19 protein-coding genes are annotated in these 19,144 nt (G+C 64.0%); 11 read left to right on the forward strand and 8 right to left on the reverse strand.

Features of this window, described 5'->3' with window-relative positions; all coding sequences use genetic code 11:
• Positions 1–32 precede the first annotated feature (32 nt).
• The gene (locus tag ACVIW0_RS25165) at positions 33–947 is read right to left on the reverse strand and encodes an AraC family transcriptional regulator (protein WP_461354791.1); all 915 of its coding nucleotides are present in this window, start codon (positions 945–947) and stop codon (positions 33–35) included.
• A gap of 96 nt (positions 948–1,043) precedes the next feature.
• On the opposite strand from ACVIW0_RS25165, the gene ACVIW0_RS25170 reads away from it, so the two are divergent.
• Complete coding sequence (locus tag ACVIW0_RS25170; RefSeq protein WP_461354792.1) at positions 1,044–1,871, forward strand: oxidoreductase; 828 nt, start codon at positions 1,044–1,046, stop codon at positions 1,869–1,871.
• 9 nt (positions 1,872–1,880) lie between these two features.
• On the opposite strand, the gene ACVIW0_RS25175 is transcribed toward ACVIW0_RS25170, so the two are convergent.
• The gene (locus ACVIW0_RS25175; RefSeq protein WP_461354793.1) at positions 1,881–3,053 is read right to left on the reverse strand and encodes a M20 aminoacylase family protein; all 1,173 of its coding nucleotides are present in this window, start codon (positions 3,051–3,053) and stop codon (positions 1,881–1,883) included.
• A gap of 213 nt (positions 3,054–3,266) precedes the next feature.
• Here ACVIW0_RS25175 and ACVIW0_RS25180 point away from each other — a divergent pair, with 213 nt between their 5' ends.
• Both ACVIW0_RS25180 and ACVIW0_RS25185 read left to right on the forward strand, forming a co-directional pair.
• Positions 3,267–3,728: a T6SS immunity protein Tdi1 domain-containing protein gene (locus ACVIW0_RS25180; RefSeq protein ID WP_461354794.1), complete on the forward strand. Its 462-nt coding sequence runs from the start codon at positions 3,267–3,269 to the stop codon at positions 3,726–3,728.
• 115 nt (positions 3,729–3,843) lie between these two features.
• The gene (locus ACVIW0_RS25185) at positions 3,844–4,269 is read left to right on the forward strand and encodes a hypothetical protein (protein WP_461354795.1); all 426 of its coding nucleotides are present in this window, start codon (positions 3,844–3,846) and stop codon (positions 4,267–4,269) included.
• A 3-nt stretch (positions 4,270–4,272) separates the two neighbouring features.
• Here ACVIW0_RS25185 and ACVIW0_RS25190 read toward each other — a convergent pair whose 3' ends face one another.
• Positions 4,273–4,899, reverse strand: a complete 627-nt coding sequence (locus tag ACVIW0_RS25190; protein ID WP_461354796.1) for a pyridoxamine 5'-phosphate oxidase family protein — start codon at positions 4,897–4,899, stop codon at positions 4,273–4,275.
• Positions 4,900–5,100: 201 nt separating this feature from the next.
• Here ACVIW0_RS25190 and ACVIW0_RS25195 point away from each other — a divergent pair, with 201 nt between their 5' ends.
• Both ACVIW0_RS25195 and ACVIW0_RS25200 read left to right on the forward strand, forming a co-directional pair.
• Positions 5,101–6,732, forward strand: coding sequence for a GMC family oxidoreductase (locus ACVIW0_RS25195; protein WP_461354797.1), 1,632 nt, complete (start codon positions 5,101–5,103; stop codon positions 6,730–6,732).
• 6 nt (positions 6,733–6,738) lie between these two features.
• Positions 6,739–7,635, forward strand: coding sequence for an alpha/beta fold hydrolase (locus ACVIW0_RS25200; RefSeq protein ID WP_461354798.1), 897 nt, complete (start codon positions 6,739–6,741; stop codon positions 7,633–7,635).
• Between the two features lie 17 nt (positions 7,636–7,652).
• Here ACVIW0_RS25200 and ACVIW0_RS25205 read toward each other — a convergent pair whose 3' ends face one another.
• Both ACVIW0_RS25205 and cax read right to left on the reverse strand, forming a co-directional pair.
• Positions 7,653–7,817 (reverse strand): hypothetical protein, encoded by a 165-nt coding sequence (locus ACVIW0_RS25205; RefSeq protein WP_461354799.1) that lies wholly within the window; start codon positions 7,815–7,817, stop codon positions 7,653–7,655.
• Between the two features lie 759 nt (positions 7,818–8,576).
• Positions 8,577–9,680 carry a calcium/proton exchanger gene (gene cax, locus ACVIW0_RS25210; RefSeq protein WP_461354800.1) on the reverse strand — a complete coding sequence of 368 codons (1,104 nt, stop codon included), beginning with the start codon at positions 9,678–9,680 and terminating at the stop codon, positions 8,577–8,579.
• A gap of 226 nt (positions 9,681–9,906) precedes the next feature.
• Here cax and ACVIW0_RS25215 point away from each other — a divergent pair, with 226 nt between their 5' ends.
• On the forward strand, positions 9,907–10,413 hold the full coding sequence (locus ACVIW0_RS25215; RefSeq protein ID WP_461354801.1) for a Spy/CpxP family protein refolding chaperone: 507 nt from the start codon (positions 9,907–9,909) through the stop codon (positions 10,411–10,413).
• Between the two features lie 297 nt (positions 10,414–10,710).
• Here the strand turns inward: ACVIW0_RS25215 and ACVIW0_RS25220 are convergent, their stop codons facing one another.
• Complete coding sequence (locus tag ACVIW0_RS25220) at positions 10,711–11,118, reverse strand: GFA family protein (protein ID WP_461354802.1); 408 nt, start codon at positions 11,116–11,118, stop codon at positions 10,711–10,713.
• 239 nt (positions 11,119–11,357) lie between these two features.
• Between ACVIW0_RS25220 and ACVIW0_RS25225 the strand changes: the two genes are divergently transcribed.
• The 4 genes from ACVIW0_RS25225 to ACVIW0_RS25240 all read left to right on the forward strand — a co-directional run bounded on the left by ACVIW0_RS25225 (position 11,358) and on the right by ACVIW0_RS25240 (position 14,057).
• Positions 11,358–12,308 (forward strand): metallophosphoesterase family protein, encoded by a 951-nt coding sequence (locus ACVIW0_RS25225; RefSeq protein WP_461354803.1) that lies wholly within the window; start codon positions 11,358–11,360, stop codon positions 12,306–12,308.
• A 12-nt stretch (positions 12,309–12,320) separates the two neighbouring features.
• Positions 12,321–12,644: a cupredoxin domain-containing protein gene (locus ACVIW0_RS25230; RefSeq protein ID WP_461354804.1), complete on the forward strand. Its 324-nt coding sequence runs from the start codon at positions 12,321–12,323 to the stop codon at positions 12,642–12,644.
• A gap of 94 nt (positions 12,645–12,738) precedes the next feature.
• Positions 12,739–13,296: a sigma-70 family RNA polymerase sigma factor gene (locus tag ACVIW0_RS25235; RefSeq protein ID WP_461354805.1), complete on the forward strand. Its 558-nt coding sequence runs from the start codon at positions 12,739–12,741 to the stop codon at positions 13,294–13,296.
• Positions 13,293–14,057 (forward strand): anti-sigma factor family protein, encoded by a 765-nt coding sequence (locus ACVIW0_RS25240; RefSeq protein WP_461354806.1) that lies wholly within the window; start codon positions 13,293–13,295, stop codon positions 14,055–14,057. The genes ACVIW0_RS25235 and ACVIW0_RS25240 overlap by 4 nt, the downstream gene beginning before the upstream one ends.
• Positions 14,058–14,160: 103 nt before the next feature.
• On the opposite strand, the gene hpnO is transcribed toward ACVIW0_RS25240, so the two are convergent.
• The gene (gene hpnO / locus ACVIW0_RS25245; RefSeq protein ID WP_461354807.1) at positions 14,161–15,552 is read right to left on the reverse strand and encodes an aminobacteriohopanetriol synthase HpnO; all 1,392 of its coding nucleotides are present in this window, start codon (positions 15,550–15,552) and stop codon (positions 14,161–14,163) included.
• Between the two features lie 102 nt (positions 15,553–15,654).
• On the opposite strand from hpnO, the gene ACVIW0_RS25250 reads away from it, so the two are divergent.
• The gene (locus ACVIW0_RS25250) at positions 15,655–16,302 is read left to right on the forward strand and encodes a DUF2147 domain-containing protein (RefSeq protein WP_461354808.1); all 648 of its coding nucleotides are present in this window, start codon (positions 15,655–15,657) and stop codon (positions 16,300–16,302) included.
• Between the two features lie 76 nt (positions 16,303–16,378).
• Here the strand turns inward: ACVIW0_RS25250 and hpnN are convergent, their stop codons facing one another.
• The gene (gene hpnN / locus ACVIW0_RS25255; protein WP_461354809.1) at positions 16,379–18,994 is read right to left on the reverse strand and encodes a hopanoid transporter HpnN; all 2,616 of its coding nucleotides are present in this window, start codon (positions 18,992–18,994) and stop codon (positions 16,379–16,381) included.
• Between the last annotated feature and the right edge of the window lie 150 nt (positions 18,995–19,144).

Consider the following 19,144-nt stretch of genomic DNA (forward strand, 5'->3'; position numbering starts at 1 on the left):
CGCTACGCCTTGTGGGGCGATGAGCGAAACGTTCAGACCAGCTCACCGAGATGTTGACGAACCCATTTCGCCTCTTCCGATGCCGTGCGCCGGAAGTGTCGTTTGAAGTCTCGGCTGAACTGGGCGGGGCTGGCGTAACCGACCAATGCTGCGACCTCGGCGATCGTCTTGTCCTGGCGCGCGATCATCAGCCGCGCCTCGTGCAGCCGCATCGCCTTCACATACTGGATCGGAGTGCTGCCGGTCAGAGCCTTGAAATGGACGTGGTAGGAAGGAACGCTCATCCCTGCTTCACTGGCCAGCGCGGCGACCGATATCTCGGAACGATAGGTTGCCCGCAATCGGGCGAGGCTCTGCACGATTCTTCCGGACGTGCCGCGCTGCTGCAGGGCTGAAATCATCGCGCCGCCCTGCGGGCCGATTAGCACGCGATAATGCAGTTCGCGCAAAATGCCGGCTCCGAGAACCGCAAGCTCGACGGGATCACGGAGCGCTCGCAGAAGACGGAGCAGAATGTCCTCGATAGCCGGCTCCATCGGGCTCGAGACCAGACATCTCACCTTGCCGGCCGCCGGATCGGAACGCCTCGCCTGCACTGCCGAAGCAATCTCGGCGGCCAGACCCAGGTTGAATTCGACATAGACCGCAAGCAGGGGGCGGGCTGCGCTGGCCACGGACTCCATCCGAAACGGCACCGGCACGGATACGGCGAGATAGTGCTTCTCGTCGTAGAGATAGACCTCGCCCTCAAGCATGCCCCGCTTGCGGCCTTGCAGCACGAAAACTGCGCCGGGCTTGTAAAGCACGGGAACGTCATGAAGGACCGCCTCGGTCCTGAGAATGCGAACTCCGTCAAGCTCTGTTGGATTGTATCCCGGGCGGGGCGCCAGCAGCCCGGCGAGTTCCACCAGTGCGTGGCGCTCCGATCTCCGCTTCTCGACCTTCATAGGATTTGGCAAGGTTTTCCGAGTTTTCGCGATCGATGACCGGGGCTCTCAAGACTATCAGTCACAAACACTGGCTATCAAGACGGGAACCAATCCATGTCACGGAAGACCTTCTTCATCACCGGCGCGAACTCCGGTTTCGGCTTCGCGATCGCGGCGGCCGCGAGCCGCCAGGGCCACAACGTCATCGGCACCGTCCGCTCCGCACAGTCGCGGGCCGCCCTGGCAGAACGCCTGCCGGCAGTGGCATCCATCCTGTGCGACGTGACGGAGTTCGACCGGATGACCGAAATCGTCCGGCAGGCAGAGGAGAACCATGGGCCGGTCGACGTGCTGATCAACAACGCCGGCTACGGACACGAGGGCATCCTGGAGGAATCGCCTCTCGACGAGATGCGGCGCCAATTCGACGTGAACGTCTTCGGCGCCGTCGCGGTCGCTAAAGCCTTCCTGCCGCGGTTCCGCGAACGGCGCCGTGGCTTCATCGTCAACGTGACATCGATGGGCGGCATGATCACCATGCCGGGCATCGCCTATTACTGCGGAAGCAAGTTCGCCCTTCAGGGCATTTCGGAAGTCATGCGCGCAGAGATGGCACCGTTCGGCGTCCACGTCACCGCGCTCTGCCCCGGCTCCTTCCGGACCGATTGGGCAGGACGCTCAATGATCCGGACCGAGCGATCGATCAGCGACTACGATGCGCTGTTCGATCCGATCCGGCAGGCGCGACAGGCCAAAAGCGGCAAGCAGCTGGGCGATCCGGACAAGCTCGCGGCAGCCGTTCTCGGCCTGATCGAGTCCGGCAATCCTCCGCCACAGCTCCTGCTCGGCAGCGATGCCCTCCAACTCGTGTCCGAGAGAATCGAACGTCTCAAGCAGGAGATCGCAGCGTGGAAGTCCGTGACCGTTTCGACCGACGGCTGACAACGCGCCTCACGCCGCCAGCGCGTCCTCCACGATCTTCACGAAATACGAGGTGCCGTAGACGATCGCCTCGTCGTTGAAATTGTAGGCGGGGTGGTGCAGGCCCGCGCTGTCGCCGTTGCCGCAGAAGATGAAGGCGCCGGGGCGGGCTTCCAGCATGTAGGAGAAATCCTCGCCGCCCATCAGCGGCGGCATCGTGTGCACGTTGCCGTCGCCAGCCACTTGCTTGGCGATGCGGGTGGCGAACTCGGTTTGCGAGGGGTGATTGACGGTGACGGGATAACCGCGCTTGTAGTCGAGATCGATCCGGGCCCCGGTCAATTGGGCCACGCCCTTGACCACTTCGCCGATGCGCTTCTCGATCAGTTGCCGGACCTCCGGGGTCAGGGTGCGGACCGTGCCGCGCAGCACCGCGGTCTGCGGGATCACGTTGCGGGCGTTGCCGGCGTGGAATTCGCAGATCGAGATCACGGCGGAATCCAGCGGATCGACGCTGCGCGACACGATCGACTGCAGCGCGGTGATGAGCTGCGCGCCGACCATCACCGAATCGATGCATTTGTGCGGCCGCGCGGCGTGGCCGCCGAGCCCTTCGATGTTGATGTTGACCTCGTCGGTGGACGCCATGATCGGGCCCGGACGGATCGCAAACGAACCGATCGGAATTCCCGGACCGTTGTGCATGCCGTACACCTGCTCGATGCCGAAGCGGTCCATCAGGCCATCCTTGATCATGGCGGCCGCTCCTGCCCCACCCTCCTCGGCGGGCTGGAAGATCACCGCCACGTCGCCGGCGAAATTGCGCGTCTCGGCGAGATAGCGCGCGGCGCCGAGCAGCATCGCGGTGTGGCCGTCATGGCCGCAGGCGTGCATCTTGCCCGGCGTCTTTGAGGCGTAAGGCAAATTGGTCTCTTCGTGGATCGGCAGCGCGTCCATGTCGGCGCGCAGGCCGATCACCTTGACGTCGCCCTTGGCCGGCCCCTTGTTGCCCTTGATGACCCCGACCACGCCGGTCTTGCCGAGCCCGGTCACGACCTCGTCGCAGCCGAACTCCCTGAGACGGTCGGCCACGAATGATGCAGTGCGGTGCACATCGTAGAGCAGCTCGGGGTTTTCATGGATGTCGCGGCGCCAGGCCTGGATATCGGGTTGCAGATCGGCGACGCGGTTGACGATGGGCATGAGAATTCTGGCCTCGAAGGTTGGACGAAAGTCACCTCTAGCATGCAAGAGCCAGTCCACCCAAACAGATGTGGCATGCCTCTGGCTGGGGCCCACGGCGCGGCAAATGCAGAGCGACCGAAATTGGCGGAAAGCGCCGGGCCATGCTTGGACGTCACCTGCACAGAGAACTTCCGGCTTGCCGCAGCGCGAACGGGCATTCATGATCTCAGGATGGAACAGGGCCGCTCAGACTTCCTTCCGGTTGAAATCACGCTCGCCCAGCTCGCTGCCTGGTCGGACATACTGCCTGCCGGGAGCCGCGTCCTGGGAGCCAGCCTGTTCGCGGACATATTTTTGGCGGACGCCACAGGAGCGATTCACATGCTGGAAGTGTCGGCGGGCTCGATCGCAAGGATCGCCGCTTCCGAGGGTGCGTTTCGCGAACGTTGCGTCGATGACGCGGATGGTTGGCTGCTGCGTCCATTGATCGACCGGTGCCGGTCGGCAGGACTGATCCTTGGCCCTTCCCAGTGCTACGCCTTCACGACGCTGCCGCTGTTCGGGGGCGAGTATACGGTCGACAATGTATGGATGTGCTCTTGTCGAGACTGGATCGCCTTTACGGCAAAGATGTATTCGGAGACCAAGGACTTGCCGGACGGGTCTACCGTCAAGATCGTTGTCACTGACTGACCCGACCGACACGATCGCATCCCACCAAAGCCCAATAGTGCGGGGCATATCCCGCAGGGATACTACCCCAGGTTCCGCAGCGAAATCCCTCTTCTTCCAAATACGGAGCGGCTGCATGACGCCGGATCAAGCGGTCCTGTTCTCCACCATCATCCTGCTGGTGCCGATGGGATACTTCCTGCTGGCAGCGCCGGCGTTCCTGCTGGTGAAGCTCGACCTCCCGCCGGTCACCCGCCTGCTGCGCGGCATGTTCAACGCCTACTTCCTGGTGCTGACCGTCTCCGGTGTGATCGGGACGCTCGCCTTTGTCGCGGCGGGCCGGCCGCTCACCGCACTCTGCGTCGCCCTGGTCGCCGGATTCGCGGTGCTGGCGCGGCGATGGTTTCTGCGTCGGCTCGATGCCGAAGCAGACGCGAGAGATTCAGGCGATCCGACCGCCGCGCGGCGGCTGCGCCGGCTGCATTGGGGTGGCATGGCGTGCAATGCGGTGCAGGTGTTCGCGCTGGTGGCCAGCATTCCCTACATGGCACCGCTGCCTTGATCGCTAGACCTCACGCTTCCGGTGCGGATCGTATTTCGAGAGGACGTCCTTGAGGTAATCCCGGCTCTTCCATTCCGGTGCGGGCGGCTCGTAGCCCGGCCGGGGAACGAACAGATTCGGCGGCACGTCCGCTGAGGCGCCCATCAGGTCCGGAACGTAGCGCGGGCAATTCGGGAAGATCTCGCATGTGACGCGCACGACGACCTTCGCGCCATGGTGCCTGGCAAGCGTCTCCGCGTCGTCGTGAATCGTCGCCTTGCCTCGGATGCGGGTCCGAAACGTCTTGCCGTCGAGGCGCACAAACAGCAGCCCGACGTTCGGGTTGCGATGAATATTGCCGAGCGTGCGGTACATGTTGTTGCCGTCATACTCGGGGAATTCAAGCGTATCGGGCCCGGTGATCTTCACGAAGCCGGGATCGCCGGAACGCATCGAGCAATCGACGTTGTCCTGATAGCTCGTCGCGATGAAGAAGAACCGCGTCTCCTCGATGAGCTTGCGATCCTGCTCCCAGAATTCGAAGTGGAGGCGATGCTTCTGGAGGCCGTCGGCGACACGACGACCGTCGAAACGATCCTGCAACTCACGCATTCCGTCGTGGTAAAAAGGGGCGCGGACCGGGTCTGCCACGGCAATTCTCCAGCAAGTTGGGCCAATCATGTGCAAGGAGAAAGCCTATTCATTCGGAATGGGCGTGAAAAGCCGCCCAACTCCGAATCCGGTCCGAATTATGCGCAAAGGCGTAAGCCCGGCATCCGCCGCCGGGCTTGTCTCGACCGGCTGCGTCTGACTAATAGGAGCCAACAAGAGACGCTTGCCGGGACCGAGGACATGCCGCGAAGGCTCGAGGGTGATTACGACTACATTATCGTCGGCGCGGGCACCGCGGGCTGCATCATGGCCAACCGCCTGTCGGCCGATCCGAACAAGCGCGTGCTGCTGCTGGAAGCCGGCGGCAAGGACAACTGGATCTGGTTTCACATCCCGGTCGGCTATCTCTTTGCGATCGGCAACCCACGCTCGGACTGGATGTTCAAGACCGAGGCCGAACCCGGCCTCAACGGCCGATCACTCGCCTATCCGCGCGGCAAGGTGATCGGCGGCTCGTCGGCGATCAACGCCATGATCTCGATGCGCGGCCAGGCCGCGGACTACGACCACTGGCGACAGCTCGGCCTCACCGGCTGGAGCTACAGCGACGTGCTGCCGGTGTTCAAGCGGCTGGAGGATCACTTCCTCGGCGCCAGCGAGCATCATGGCACCGGCGGCGGCTGGCGCATCGAGGCGCCGCGGCTGTCGTGGCAGATCCTCGATGCGGTCGGCGATGCCGCCGAGCAGATGGGCATCAAGCGGATTCCCGATTTCAACACCGGCGACAACGAAGGCACCAGCTATTTCCACGTCAACCAGAAGCGCGGCCGGCGCTGGTCGTCGGCGCGCGGCTTCCTCAAGCCGGCCTTGAATCGCAGCAATCTCAGGCTCGAGACCGACGTGCTGGTCGACCGCCTGATCATCGAGAGCGGCCGGGCCGCCGGCGTGCTGTTCCGCCAAGGCAATGGGCAAGGCAATGAGACCATCGAGGCGCGCGCCAAAGGCGAGGTGATCCTCTGCGCCGGCGCGATCGGATCCGTCCAGGTGCTGCACCGCTCCGGCATCGGCCCGGCCGAATGGCTGTCGCCGCTCGGCGTCGACATCGTGGCCGACGTGCAGGGCATCGGTCATAATCTGCAAGATCATTTGCAGCAGCGCGCGATCTACAAGGTGTCGGGCGTGCGCACGCTGAACGAGACCTATTACAACCTGGTCCGCCGCGGCCTGATGGGCCTCGACTATGCATTCCGCCGCCGCGGGCCGCTGACCATGGCGCCATCGCAGCTCGGCATCTTCACGCGCTCCGATGCGACGCGCTCGCGCGCCAACATCCAGTTCCACGTGCAGCCGCTGTCGCTCGACAAGTTCGGCGATCCCCTGCACCGCTTCCCCGCGATCACGGTCAGCGCCTGCAATTTGCAGCCGACCTCGCGCGGCACCGTGCGCATCAAATCGACCGCGCCCGACGACAAGCCGTCGATCGCGCCGAACTATCTCTCGACCGACGACGACCGACAGGTCGCGGCCGACGCGATCCGCACCACGCGCAGACTGATGAAGCAGAAGGCGCTGGAGCAATACCACCCCGAGGAGTTCCTGCCCGGCCCCTCGGTCGGCGACGACGATGCAGCACTGGCAAAAGCCGCCGGCGATATCGGCACCACGATCTTCCATCCCGTCGGCACTGCAAAGATGGGACTGGCGAGCGATCCGATGGCCGTGGTCGACGAGCGGCTGCGCTTCTACGGCCTGCACGGGCTGCGCATCGCGGACGCCTCGGTGATGCCGACCATCACCTCCGGCAACACCAACACGCCGACCGCGATGATCGCCGAGAAGGGCGCGGCGATGATTTTGCAAGATGCGCGATAGCAACCGATGACGCAGCCACGGCGCATTCTCATTGGCGATGCCGGTGCGCAGATCGCGCTGGCGCGATGGGGCGAGCCTTCGTCCGGCAAGCCGCCGGCGCTGCTGCTGCACGGCACCGGCTTTGTCGCCGAGGTCTGGACCGAAGTTGCGGAGGCGCTAGCCTCCGACTACACCGTCTATGCGCTTGACCGCCGCGGCCACGGGCTGAGCCACAAGCCGGCCGCCGATCGCTATCACTTCCAGGATTTCGCCGACGACCTCTGCATGGTCGTGGAGCGCCTCGGCCTCCATGACATCTACGGCATCGGCCACAGTGCCGGCGCCACCGACCTGCTGCTCGCAACCAAGCTGATGCCGGATCGCTTCGCGCGGCTGTTCGTGACCGAGCCGACCGCGATGGATCCGCGTACACCGCGCAGCGGTGGCCTCAGCGGCATCGCGAACGGATCGGTGCAGGGCGTGCTGCGCCGCCGGGCCGAGTTCGACAATGCCGGCGATCTGTACCAGCGGCTGCGTGCCGCGCCGGCGTTCGCGTCGTGGACCGAGCCGTCGCTGTGGGCCTATGTGAATCATGGATATGCAAAGCTCGACGACGGCCGCATGCGCCTGCGCTGCACGCCGCAGATCGAGTCGGCGCTGCTGGGGCCGATCTTTGAGGCCATGGAGCAGATCTACACCGGCGACATCAGAGGCAATCCGTTTCCGTGGTTCTCCGAGATCGCCTGTCCGGTCCGCATCGCCACCGCCGCGCAGTCATGGCCGATCTACAAGGAGATGGCCGACCGCACCGCGGCCCTGATCCCGCACGCCAGCCGCTGGACCTTTGCGGGCGTCGGCCATTGCGTCGCGCAGGAGGCACCGGAATTGATGGTTGCTGCGGTCAGGACGTTTGCCGCGCGCTGATGGCAGCGATCACCAAGTCATCGCTGATCGCCAATGTACTTCGCCGAATAGACCGGCGCCCGCACCGGCTGGATCGTCAGCCGATAGGCGATCAGGTTGGTGCCATCGAATGCTTCGAGCAGATAGTCGCAGACGGGACAGTGATACTCACCCTTGGTGCCGGGTTCGGACCACAGCTCCAAGCGCCGGAAACCCGCGCCACAGCAGGCGCACGTGACATCCGCTTTCCGCACGGTCGTCCTCTTGGCTGCACTCTGCAGCATGCAAACGAATAGGTGAACTCGGCAAGGAATGTATCTCTCGCCTGACGGAGAGGCGAGACCGAATGTCATGGAACCATTCAGACATTCTAGCCAGGTTGCTTCGGCAGCAAAGTGCAGATTGTGCCTGAGGACGTTTGGCCGCGCGCGCTGCCTCACATCCGATCGCCGGCCGTCCCGGCTATCCGGGCATCTGGAAACGCTTGATCCAAATCAACGGCTCTCCAAGCAGAACTGGCCGGATAGGATCGGCAGGATTGGAGGAGAGCCATGAAGACAAGTCCAGGGACGTTCGCGTTAGCGACAATCATCATCGCGTGTGCCACGCTGCTATCCGTCGGCCGGTCGGAACAAGGCGGCGTCTTGATTTCCGTCGAGAGCGCCCAGGCGCGGGTCGGTCGTCCCTTGACACCTGTGAGTGTCGCAGGTGTTGCCCGTCGCCAGACGCGACGAGCAGTATATGGGACGGCGGCCGTGGGAGCCGCGGCCGCAGCCGGCGCTTACGGCTACTATCGCTATCCTTCCAACGGTCAGGGCTTCGTCTGTCAGCCCGGAACGTATTTCCGTGGCGAGGACGGCCGACAGCATCTCTGCCAGTAGGCAGAGCCAACGGAGCAAGATGATAACATCTTGCTCCGTATTGCCCGAGAGCCTTGCCTGATCGAGCAAGCGCGTTGCCGCTCAGACCGGCCCGTACGATCCCGGCGGCACCATATACAGCGTCATGGCGAAGATCGCGTAGATGAACACCAGCAAGGCGCCGATGAACCATGCCGACCTCCCGCTGTTGGTGATGAAGCAGGACGTGACGGAGGCGATCATGACCATCGTCACCGCACCCGGCCAGAACTGCAGGTCCATTGGCTTCGGGCCGATGACATAGCTGAGAAGAACCAGCGCCGGCGCGACAAACAAGGCGATCTGGGACGCGCTTCCGAGCGCGATGCTGACGCTCATGTCCAGCCGGTCCTTGCGCGCCGCGGAGAACGCGACCGCCATTTCCGCCGCCGCGCCGACCAGCGCGACGATGATGAAACCGACGAACGCCGAGCTCAATCCCAGCGTCTCTCCAGCCTTCTGCACCGAACTCACGAATATCTCGCTCACCAGAGCAACCAGCACCGTCACCACGAGCAGCGTGCTGACAGCAAGTCCGATCGGCCAACCCGCGCTGCCGGCCTCGGTGTGCTCCCCGCTCTCGAACAGCTCCTTGTGCGTCTTGAGCGAGAACAGCAGGCCGAGCGCGTAGGCACAGATCAGCAACACAGCGAGGCCGGTGCTGAGCGTCTGTGCCATGACCTTGCCTCTCGCCGGATCGAGGTCGGCAACGGCTGCGGGTGCAAGCAGCGCGATCGTCGCCATCAGCAGCAGTGCCGCATACATCCTGCCGCCGGCCCGATTGTATTGCTGGACATGATGACGGAGACCGCCGAGCAGGAACGATGCGCCGAGCATGAAGAGTGAATTGGTGACAATGGCGCCGGCGATCGATGCCTTGACCAGCATGTATTCCCCGGCATGAAGCGCGGCGACCGCGATGATCAATTCCGTCAGGTTGCCCAGCGTCGCATTGAGCAAGCCTCCGATCGCGTCGCCCGTTTTCTCGGCGACGCTCTCCGTTGCGTGGCTGAGGAGCGCGGCCAGCGGCACGATGCTCAGGACGGCGAGGACAAACAGAGCCGTGTGCGCGGTGGGAGCGACCTGTTCGACCACCAGCACAATCGGCACGAAGACCAGCATCCAGAGTAGCGGATTGTGGCGAACTTCCTTGAATAGGAGCTGCATGGGACCGCCCGGCAACAGGGAGTTGGAAAGCAATTTCTGAACACCGCGAGCCGCTTCAGCTTGATCTAGCTCAACCCGCATCGCCGAGGTCGGGCGGTGTCTTGCGAACGGTCTGACGCGCATTCCTATCTCGAACTCGCTACCTTTGACCTAGATCAACCGACAGCGGATCCAACCGTGTCTTGCTGCTCGGGGACATCCACGACAAGCAGCTCAGGAGCTCGCAATGACGAGGACCACAGCCGCCGCAGCGATCGCACTTTTGGTGACAACCTCGCCTCTCGCCTTCGCAGCAGAGACATCGTCGACCGTGGGCATGGCGCCGCTCAGCGCCGCCGACCTGAAGAGCCTGACCGACATGCGCGTCGGCATCGTCAAGGCCGCCTTGCAGCTCACCCCCGACCAGGAGAAGTACTGGCCGGCCATCGAGGACGCGATCCGTACACGAGCGAAAAATCGGCAGACCCGGTTGGAGCGGATTGCCGAATTGCACGAGAACGGCGCGATGGACGGGCTTCATGACGGCAATCCCATCGAATTGATGCAACGCAGAGCGGACCGGCTCATTCAACGTGGGACCGATCTCAAGAAGCTCTCCGATGCCTGGGAGCCGCTCTACAAGACGTTGAGCGACGACCAGAAGCGAAGGATGGCCTTCGTCTCGTTCGCCGTCATGCGCAGCGTGCGCAACGCGATCGAACAGCAGGGCGGTCCGGAAGACGAGGACGAATAGGGCCAGACGGTCGCTGCGTTATCAGTGAATGGCGTTCGACTGGTGCGAGCATCATGGAAGCTCGCCAAAAGAAACCGCCGTCCCCTCGCGGGGACGGCGGAAGCCACTCACGCAGTACTGGAACGCTTTTTGGTGTTTGCCGTGGTGCTCGGCGTGATGCCGGCTCGCTTCGGCAAAGCAAGCCCATCCACCATACGCGGCAGCGCTGACATTATGCTGACGGCTGCAAGACAGCCGTGTTGCGGCCGTTCATCTCTGTTGCGCGATGCTGCGGCGCGATCCGTCGCCGCCCGCCGGTCATTCCATCGGCGGGAAGCGGTCGAAGGCCGGCAGCTCGTGGGCGGTTTCCATCCAGCGCAGCCGCTCCGCGACCTGGATGTGCATGGTGGCCGGCACCGCGTCGGGATCGTCATAGGTGCCGCTCTGGATGTCGATATATCCGGGCAACATGTTGCCGTTGGTGTAAAAAAGCCCGGTGCCGCAGTTCGCGCAGAAATGCCGCCGGCCATGTTCCGAGGACTGGTAGATCCTGGCTTGACCCTTGGTCACCTTGAGCATGGCTTCGGCGACCATCACCCAACCGACCATCGGCGCGCCCGCATGGCGGCGGCAATCGGTGCAATGGCACAGCGTATGGACGATCGGTTCCGCGGTGACCGCGTAACGAACCTCGCCGCAATGACAGCCGCCGGTGACGTCAGGCATGGTTTCCTCCGGTCGATCAGTGGTTTGCCGGATCGATAGCGCCGGGGGCCCGAGACCATCAATGCCGCATCTTGCCCTTGCGTCCAGCTGTCGCGCGACGCGCTGAGACAGCCGGCTTTCCGGCTCTCACGAAATCGTCATCCCGTCCCTCAACCTCCTCCAAAGTCCCGGGAATAAAGCCCCGGCCCTGCCGATCACCTCCCCGGAAACCCAATCCCTGGGCCCACGGGAGACTTGTCATGAGCGGACACGATCACAATCACCACGATGAGGAGAAAGGCGTCAGCCGACGCAAGGTGCTGGAATGCATGACCTGGGCCGGCACCGGCGTGCTGTGGACGGTCACCGGCGGCGTGCCGCATTCGCTCGGCATCGTCGGCTCGGCCAAGGCCGCCGAGGCCACCGGCATGACCTTCATGCAGATCAGCGACAGCCATGTCGGCTTCGACAAGCCGGCCAACCCGAACGCCATCGGCACGCTGGAGGAGGCCATCAACAAGGTCCGGGCGATGCCGGTCAAGCCGTCGTTCATGATCCACACCGGCGACATCACGCATCTGTCGAAGGCGTCCGAATTCGATGATGCCGATCGCATCATCTCGCAGGCCAAGCTCGACGTGCATTACGTGCCGGGCGAACACGACTTCATCGACGAGGAGGTCAAGCTCTACAAGGAGCGTTACGGCAAGGGCACCAAGGGTCCGGGCTATTATTCCTTCGACGCCGGAGGCGTGCATTTCATCGGCCTCGTCAACGTCGTCGACCTCAAGGGCGGCGGCCTCGGCAATCTCGGCAACGAGCAGCTCGAATGGCTGGAGAACGACCTCAAGGGCCGCTCCAAGTCGACGCCGATCGTGCTGTTCGCCCACATCCCGCTGTGGACGGTCTATCCGCAATGGGGCTGGGGCACCGAAGACGGGGCCCGCGCGCTGGAATACGTCAAGGGCTTCGGTTCGGTCACCGTGCTCAACGGCCACATCCACCAGGTGATGCAGAAGGTCGAGGGCAGCGTCACCTTCCACACCGCGCGCTCGACCGCGTTCCCGCAGCCGGCGCCGGGGTCCGCGCCCTCGCCCGGCCCGATGAAGGTCGAGGATGCCAAGCTGCGCAGCATGCTCGGCGTCGCCAGCATCAACTTCAAGCAGAACAGCCAGCCGCTGGCGATCATCGACACGCCGCTGCAGGGCTAAGGGAAGAGACCGATGAGTTCGATCAATCGACGCGACTTCGGGATCGCCGTGGTCGCGACCATGCTGCTGCCGGTCGCGGCGGCCCGCGCCGAAGATACCGCGGTTCATATCGACAACTTCTCGTTCGCGCCGAATCCGCTCGACGTGAAGGTCGGCACCACCGTGACCTGGACCAACCGCGACGACATCCCGCACACCGTGGTGTGTGCGGGCAAATTCCGCTCCAAGACCATGGATACCGACGGCACCTTCTCGTTCACCTTCACGGAGCCGGGCGAGTACAAGTATTTCTGCTCGCTGCATCCGCACATGACAGGCAGTGTCAAGGTTGGGTAACGTGACCAGCCATACAATCACAACCATGCCCGGTCGGTGGCCCACAGCCCCCGCCCGGGCACAAGCCGTCTCTCGACATGCCGGGCAGAACACGATGGTTGTCAATGCGTCGCAAGACGATCCCGAAAAAGCGCGGCGTTTCCGCGACGCCGCGCTGCCCTACCTTGACGACGCCTATACCCTGGCGCGCTATCTGCTGCGCGATGCCGCCGACGCCGAGGATGCGGTGCAGGAATGCTATCTGCGCGCCTACAAGCATTTCGACAGCTATCGCGGCCCCGCGATGAAGCCGTGGCTGTTCGCGATCCTGCGCAATGTCTGCCGCGCCGAATATGCACGGCGCAAGACCGCCCCCACCGCGGTCGAGGAGCTGCCGGAAGGCGGCGAGCAGACGCCGATGTGGAATGAAGCCCCGGAGACCCCGGAAAGGCAGATGCTGCGCCGCTTCGACGGCGACACCGTACGCAAGTTGGTGGCGGCGCTCGCCGAGCCATTCCGCGAGACCTTCGTGCTCAGGGAAATCCAGAATCTATCATACCGCGAGATCGCCGATGTCGCCGCCGTGCCGGTCGGCACCGTGATGTCCCGCCTCGCGCGCGCCCGCGCCATGCTGCGATCGGCCTGGCTTGCGGAACAGGAGCAAGCGAAATGACCTGCGAGGAAGCCGAAGTGCTGATCCACGCGCTGATCGACGGCGAACTCGATGCCGGCCATGCGCGCGAAGTGGAAGCCCATGTCGAGGGGTGCGCGCATTGCGCCGCTCTGATGAAGGAATATCAGGAGATCCGCCAGGCGATCGCCGAAAGCGACGTGCGCTACAAGGCGCCGCTCGAGCTGCGCCGCAAGATCGAGAAGGCGCTGCCGCAGCCGCAGGCCGCGCCGACCCGGCGTTCGGTGCTGCGCGGCTTCGCGATGGGCTCGGCGGTGTCGGCGATGGCCGCGACCGGTCTGGTTGCGATCGTGCTGCGCAATGACGACGAGCAGCGCATCGATAACGAGGTGGTATCGGCGCATCTGCGCTCGCTGCAGGCCGGCCACCTGATCGACGTGGTGTCGACCGACCAGCATACGGTCAAGCCCTGGTTCAACGGCAAGCTCAATGTCTCGCCGCCGGTGATCGATCTCACCGCGCAGGGCTTTACCCTGATCGGCGGCCGGCTCGACTACGTCAATGCCCGCGAGATCGGCGCCGTGGTCTACAAGCGCCGCCAGCACGTCATCAACCTGTTCGTGGCGCAGACCGCCAGCACCGAACGGAAGGCGGCGCAGACCTCGATCTTGCAGGGTTTCAACATCCGGCGCTGGAGCGACCGCGGCCTGAATTACTGGGCGGTCAGCGATCTCGGCGCCGACGAGCTCTCCGAATTTGGCGACAAGTTCGAGAGCGCGATGCGCGCGAACAAGGAGGGGTGATGCCGTGTAGCCCGGATGAAGCGAAGCGCAATCCGGGAACGGTCTCGCAAGGATCGAGATCCCCGGATTACGCTTCGCTGCATCCGGGCTACAGATTTCGAGCTTACGCCGACTTGCGCACGGCGTTGTCGACCAGCGTCTTGCCGAGCGACCAGATCGCGCCGGGCACCTTGTGGCTGCCGGCGATCACGTCGTCGAACGACTTCTCGATCCAGCTGCAATCCTCTTCGGTGATCGTCAGCGGCGGCAGCAGCTTGATGGTGTGGAGGCCGTGGCCGGCGACCTGGGTCAGGATCTTGTGATCCTTGAACAGCGGCACCGTGATCAGCTGGCAGAACAGACCCTTGTTGGCGGTCTCCAGCAGATTCCACGACGCCTTCAGCCGCAGCGATTTCGGCGGCCCGAATTCGACGCCAATCATCAGGCCCTTGCCGCGGACTTCCTTCATCAATTCATAGCCCGGCACCATGCGCGTCAGCGCGAGGCGGAGCTCGGCGCCGCGCTTGGCGGCGTTCTCGACCAGCCGCTCGGCCTTGATGACATCGAGGGTCGCGATGCCGGCGGCCATCGCCAGATCGTTCTTCGCAAAGGTCGAGCCATGCACGACCGCGCGGTCCATCTGGTTGAAAATCTTGTCGAAGATATTCTTGCGCGTCAGCAGCGCGCCGATCGGCACGTGGCCGCCGGAGAGTGCTTTCGCCAGCAGCACCATGTCGGGCTCGATGCCCCAGTGCTCGATCGCGAGGAATTTTCCGGTACGGCCGATGCCGGTCTGGATCTCGTCGGCGATGAACAGCGTGCCGTATCTGCGGCACAGCGCCAGCGCGCCGGGCAGGAACTCGTCGGTGGGCATGTTGACGCCCTTGCCCTGGATCGGCTCGACGATGAACGCTGCGACCTGGCGCGACGACAGCGCCTTCTCCAGCGCCTCGAGATCGTTGAAGGGTATCGGGGTGCAGCCCGGCAGCAGCGGCTCGAAACCGCTGCGGAAATTCGAATCATCGGTCAGCGACAGCGCGCCATAGGACAGGCCGTGGAACGAATGCCCGCAATAGACGATGCCGGGACGGCCGGTCGCGCCGCGCGCGAACTTGATCGCAGCTTCGACGGTTTCCGCGCCGGAATTGGCGAAAAACACCTTGTCCAGATATGGAACATAGTCCAGCAGCCGTTCCGCGAGCACGCCGGCGAGCGTGGAGACGTCGAGCTGCACCAGATTGGGCAGATCGGCGTCGAGCACGCTCTTCAGTGCCTGGCGCAGGGCCGGATGATTGCGGCCAATCGCAAAAACGCCAAATCCGCTCAATAGATCGAGGTAGCGAGCCCCCTGACGATCAAAGAGGTACTGGCCTTGCCCTTTCTGGAATCCGACGTCGTAGCCGATGGTCTTGAGGACGCGAACGAGCTGCTCGTTGAGGTGACGCGTGTGCATGGCACCGCGCTGCCCCTCCCGCTCCACAAAAATCTCGGAAACGTCTAAATTGGAACTTACCATTCGTTACATACGTCGGTTGATGGCCATCTCGTCAACTTAAAACGCTCGCTAGCGGCGTTTTGACCCCCGCTCGGATCGTCTAGTTAAGCACAGGTTTGGACCATGTTGCACTGCCCAAGAACTTTCGCGCGCACAATAGCCTTTTCGGGTTTATTTTTGGCCACCGTCTTATCACCGGCACTTGCAGCGGACCCGACCGGCGACTGGAAAGTCGCCGACGGTGTCGCCATCATCCGCGTCGCCCAGTGTAATGGCAACATGTGGGGGGCAGTGTCCTGGGAAAAAACCCCCGGCGGCAAGGATAAGAACAACCCTGATCCTGCGAAGCAGAGCAGGCCGACGCTCGGCATGCCGATCCTGATCGACATGAAGAAGAAGGCCGGCGCCGATGCGTGGGAAGGCCAAGTCTACAACGCCAAGGACGGCCAGCTCTACAGCTCGACCATCAAGCCGGTCGGCACCGACCAGCTCGAGATCCAGGGCTGCGTGCTAGGCTTCCTGTGCGGCGGCGAGACCTGGACCCGCGTCGGTCCGCCGATCCCGGTGAGCGCCGCCGGCAATCCGGCGGCCGCAGGCAGCCCCGCAGCAAAGGGCACCGTTCCCAAATCAACAGCGCCGCAGAAGACCACCGGCGCCGTCGCCCCCGCCAGCAAGCCGGGCCAGAAGCAGCCTCCAAGCAACGCCAATGCGTCCGCTGACACGGTCGGCGATATCTGCCTGCTACCGGACATCGCGCGCCCGACGCACTGACACGGCCAGCATCGCCTGCAATTGCGGCTTGGCGGCATCGGCCGCCAAGCCCGATCAAAAGCAGGCGGCCGATGCGTCAGGTGACGTCGTTGGCGATGTCCTCCTCCTTGAGGGTTTCGCGCGGCTTGCCCATCAGCGCCGGCTGGAACAGCAGCACTGCAGCCAGCGTGGTGACGAGCGACAGCGCAAGCAGCTTGCCCATGCTCGCGGTGCCGGGATGGCTCGACAGCCACAGGCTGCCGAACGCGGTCGCCGTGGTCAGCGCGCTGAAAAAGATCGCCCGCGTCAGGCTCGATTGCAGCAGGTTCGTCCTGCCCTGCCGCCAGGCCGTGACATAGTAGATCTTGAACGCCACGCCGACGCCGAGCAGCAGCGGCAGCGCGACGATGTTGGCGAAGTTGAGCGGCAGCCCGATCAGGACGCAGATCTCCAGCGTGACGATGCCGGCGACCAGCAGCGGCACCAGCGTCATCAGCACGTCGACGATGCGGCGCAGTGTCAGCCACAGCAGCAGGCCGATCGTGACCAGCGCCAGAATGCCGGCGTGGATGAACGCATTCACGATGACATCGCCCGATTTGAGGATCGAGACCGGCCCGCCGATCGCGGTCGGCTCGGCGGCGAGCACGGCGTCGGCAAAGCGGCGCAGATTGTCGTTGTCGTTCGGGTCGCCCTTCGGCTCGACCTCGACGCGCATCAGGCCGTCCTTGGTCTTCCAGCTCGCGACCAGTTCCGGCGGCAGGTTCTGCAACGTGACGGTCTGGGCCTGCAGCGTATTGCGGAGCTGGTCGAACACGATCTTCATCGGCGCGACGAAGACATCCTGCGCCTTGTCGCGGGTGGCCTGGTTCGAATCGGCGAGCTTCTGCAAGGCGTCGGCGAGCCGACGCGCAGCAACCGCACCCGGTCCCTTGCCGTCACCCGCGGTCCTGCGCAGGCTGTCGACCGAGCTCTTCAGCGACTCGACATTCTCCTGATCCGACGGCGCCGGATCGACCGAGTCCGGGTTGAGCGCGGGGCCGAGCGTCTTGGCGGCCTGCGCGATCAGCTTCAGCTTGGCCGGCTGGTCGTCCGGCACGAAGCTGTCGAGCGACATCACGCGCGACACTTCCGGCAGCTTCCCGAGCTTGGCCTCGATCTTCCTGGCGTCGGCTTCCGAGCGCGTCATCACGTTGATGGCGTTGGCCCCGGTGTTCGGATCCTTCCTCAGGTCGAGGAAAGTCGCGATCGATTCCGCCTGCTTGTTGCGCAGATTGATCGGGTTGAAGTCGAACTTCATCCAGTGCAGCAGCGGCAGGCCGGCGACCGTGACCAGCAGCGTGCCGACGATGATCGGGACGCGATGCTTTTCCAGGAAGTGGTCGACCGGCGCCAGGAACGCGTAGCCGACCGGCTCCTTCTCTCCCGGCGGGTTGAGCAGGTCGAGCAGCGCCGGCAGCACCGTGATGCTGGTGACGAACGCCACCAACATGCCGGCGCCGGCGATCTTGCCGAGCTCGGAGATGCCCTTGTAGTCGGTCGGCAGGAAGCACAGGAAGCCGGCAGCGGTCGCCATCGCGGCGAGCGACAGCGGCACCGCCGAGCGGCGCGCGGCGTTTTCCAGCGCGAGCGTCAGATTGTCGTTCTTGTAGCGCTCGGAGCGGTAGCGCACGCTGAACTGGATGCCGAAGTCGACGCCGAGGCCGACGAACAGCACCGCGAAGGCGATCGAAAGCAGGTTCAGCGATCCGACCATCATCAGGCCGACCGCGGTGGTGAGCGCAAGCCCGATGAACAGGTTGACGAACACGGCGAAGATGATCTTGCCGGAGTGCAGCGCCAGCCAGAGGATGATCAAGACGATCACCACGGTGCCGATGCCGTTGGTGATCGCGCCGTCCTGCACAGTGGCGTATTCCTCGTTGGCGATCGGCACCGGTCCGGTCAGGCGAACGCGCGCGTGATATTCGGTCGGGAACTTCAGATCGGCAGCGGCCTGCCGGATGGCATCGGTCGCGGCCTTGCCGGGCTCCAGCGCCGAATAGTCGATGTTCGGCTTGATCTCGATGAAGGCGCGCTTGTCCGAATCGGTCAGCGGCTTGTCGCTGGTCAGCTCGCGCCAGGAGAAGGTGGCGTTGCCCTTGTTGAGGACGGTCTCGACGGTCTCGGAGATCAGGTTGAAGGGCGGCGCGGCATTGTCGAGCTTGACCTGGCCGCGCTTGACGCCGGCAAGGCCGGTCTCGAGCGCGCCGGTCAGTCCGCGGATCGAGGGATCGCCGGCCATGATCTCGATCAGCGGCGCGGCCGATTCGAGCTGGCCCGCCACCTTGCCGACCTCTTCGGTCGGCAGGAACAGCAGGCCGTTCCGCTCGAAGAATTCGCCGGAGCCGAGCGCGGTGATCGCCTCGAAGTTCTTCTTGTCGGCTTGCAGCTTCGCGGTGAGCGCCTTCGCCGCCGAGCTGGCGAGCTCCGGCGTCGCGGCTTCAACCACCGCCAGGATCAGCCGCTCGCGATCGAATGCTTCCTCGAACTGGTTGTCGCGCTTGCGCCAATCCAGATCCGGCGAGATCAGCTTGTTGATGTCGGTGTTGATCGAGAAGTTGCGAGCCGTGTAGAAGCCGGCGCCGATCGACAGCAGCACAGCGATAATGACAACCGGAAGGGCAAAACGCGTACAGGTCCTAACAACGGAGACGACAATATTTGTCAGCACTTCGTTTCTTTCTAATCTCGGGGAAGCATGGCCGAAAACGCCCGCTCTGTAGCGGAGTTCCGGGGACCGATCTAATGTTGTTTTGGTTACCTTCCTCGACGGAATGGCGAAGAGGTTCCAAACCACAGGAGCGGCCACGAGGGGCCGGTA

This window comes from Bradyrhizobium sp. USDA 4454 (assembly GCF_054822705.1).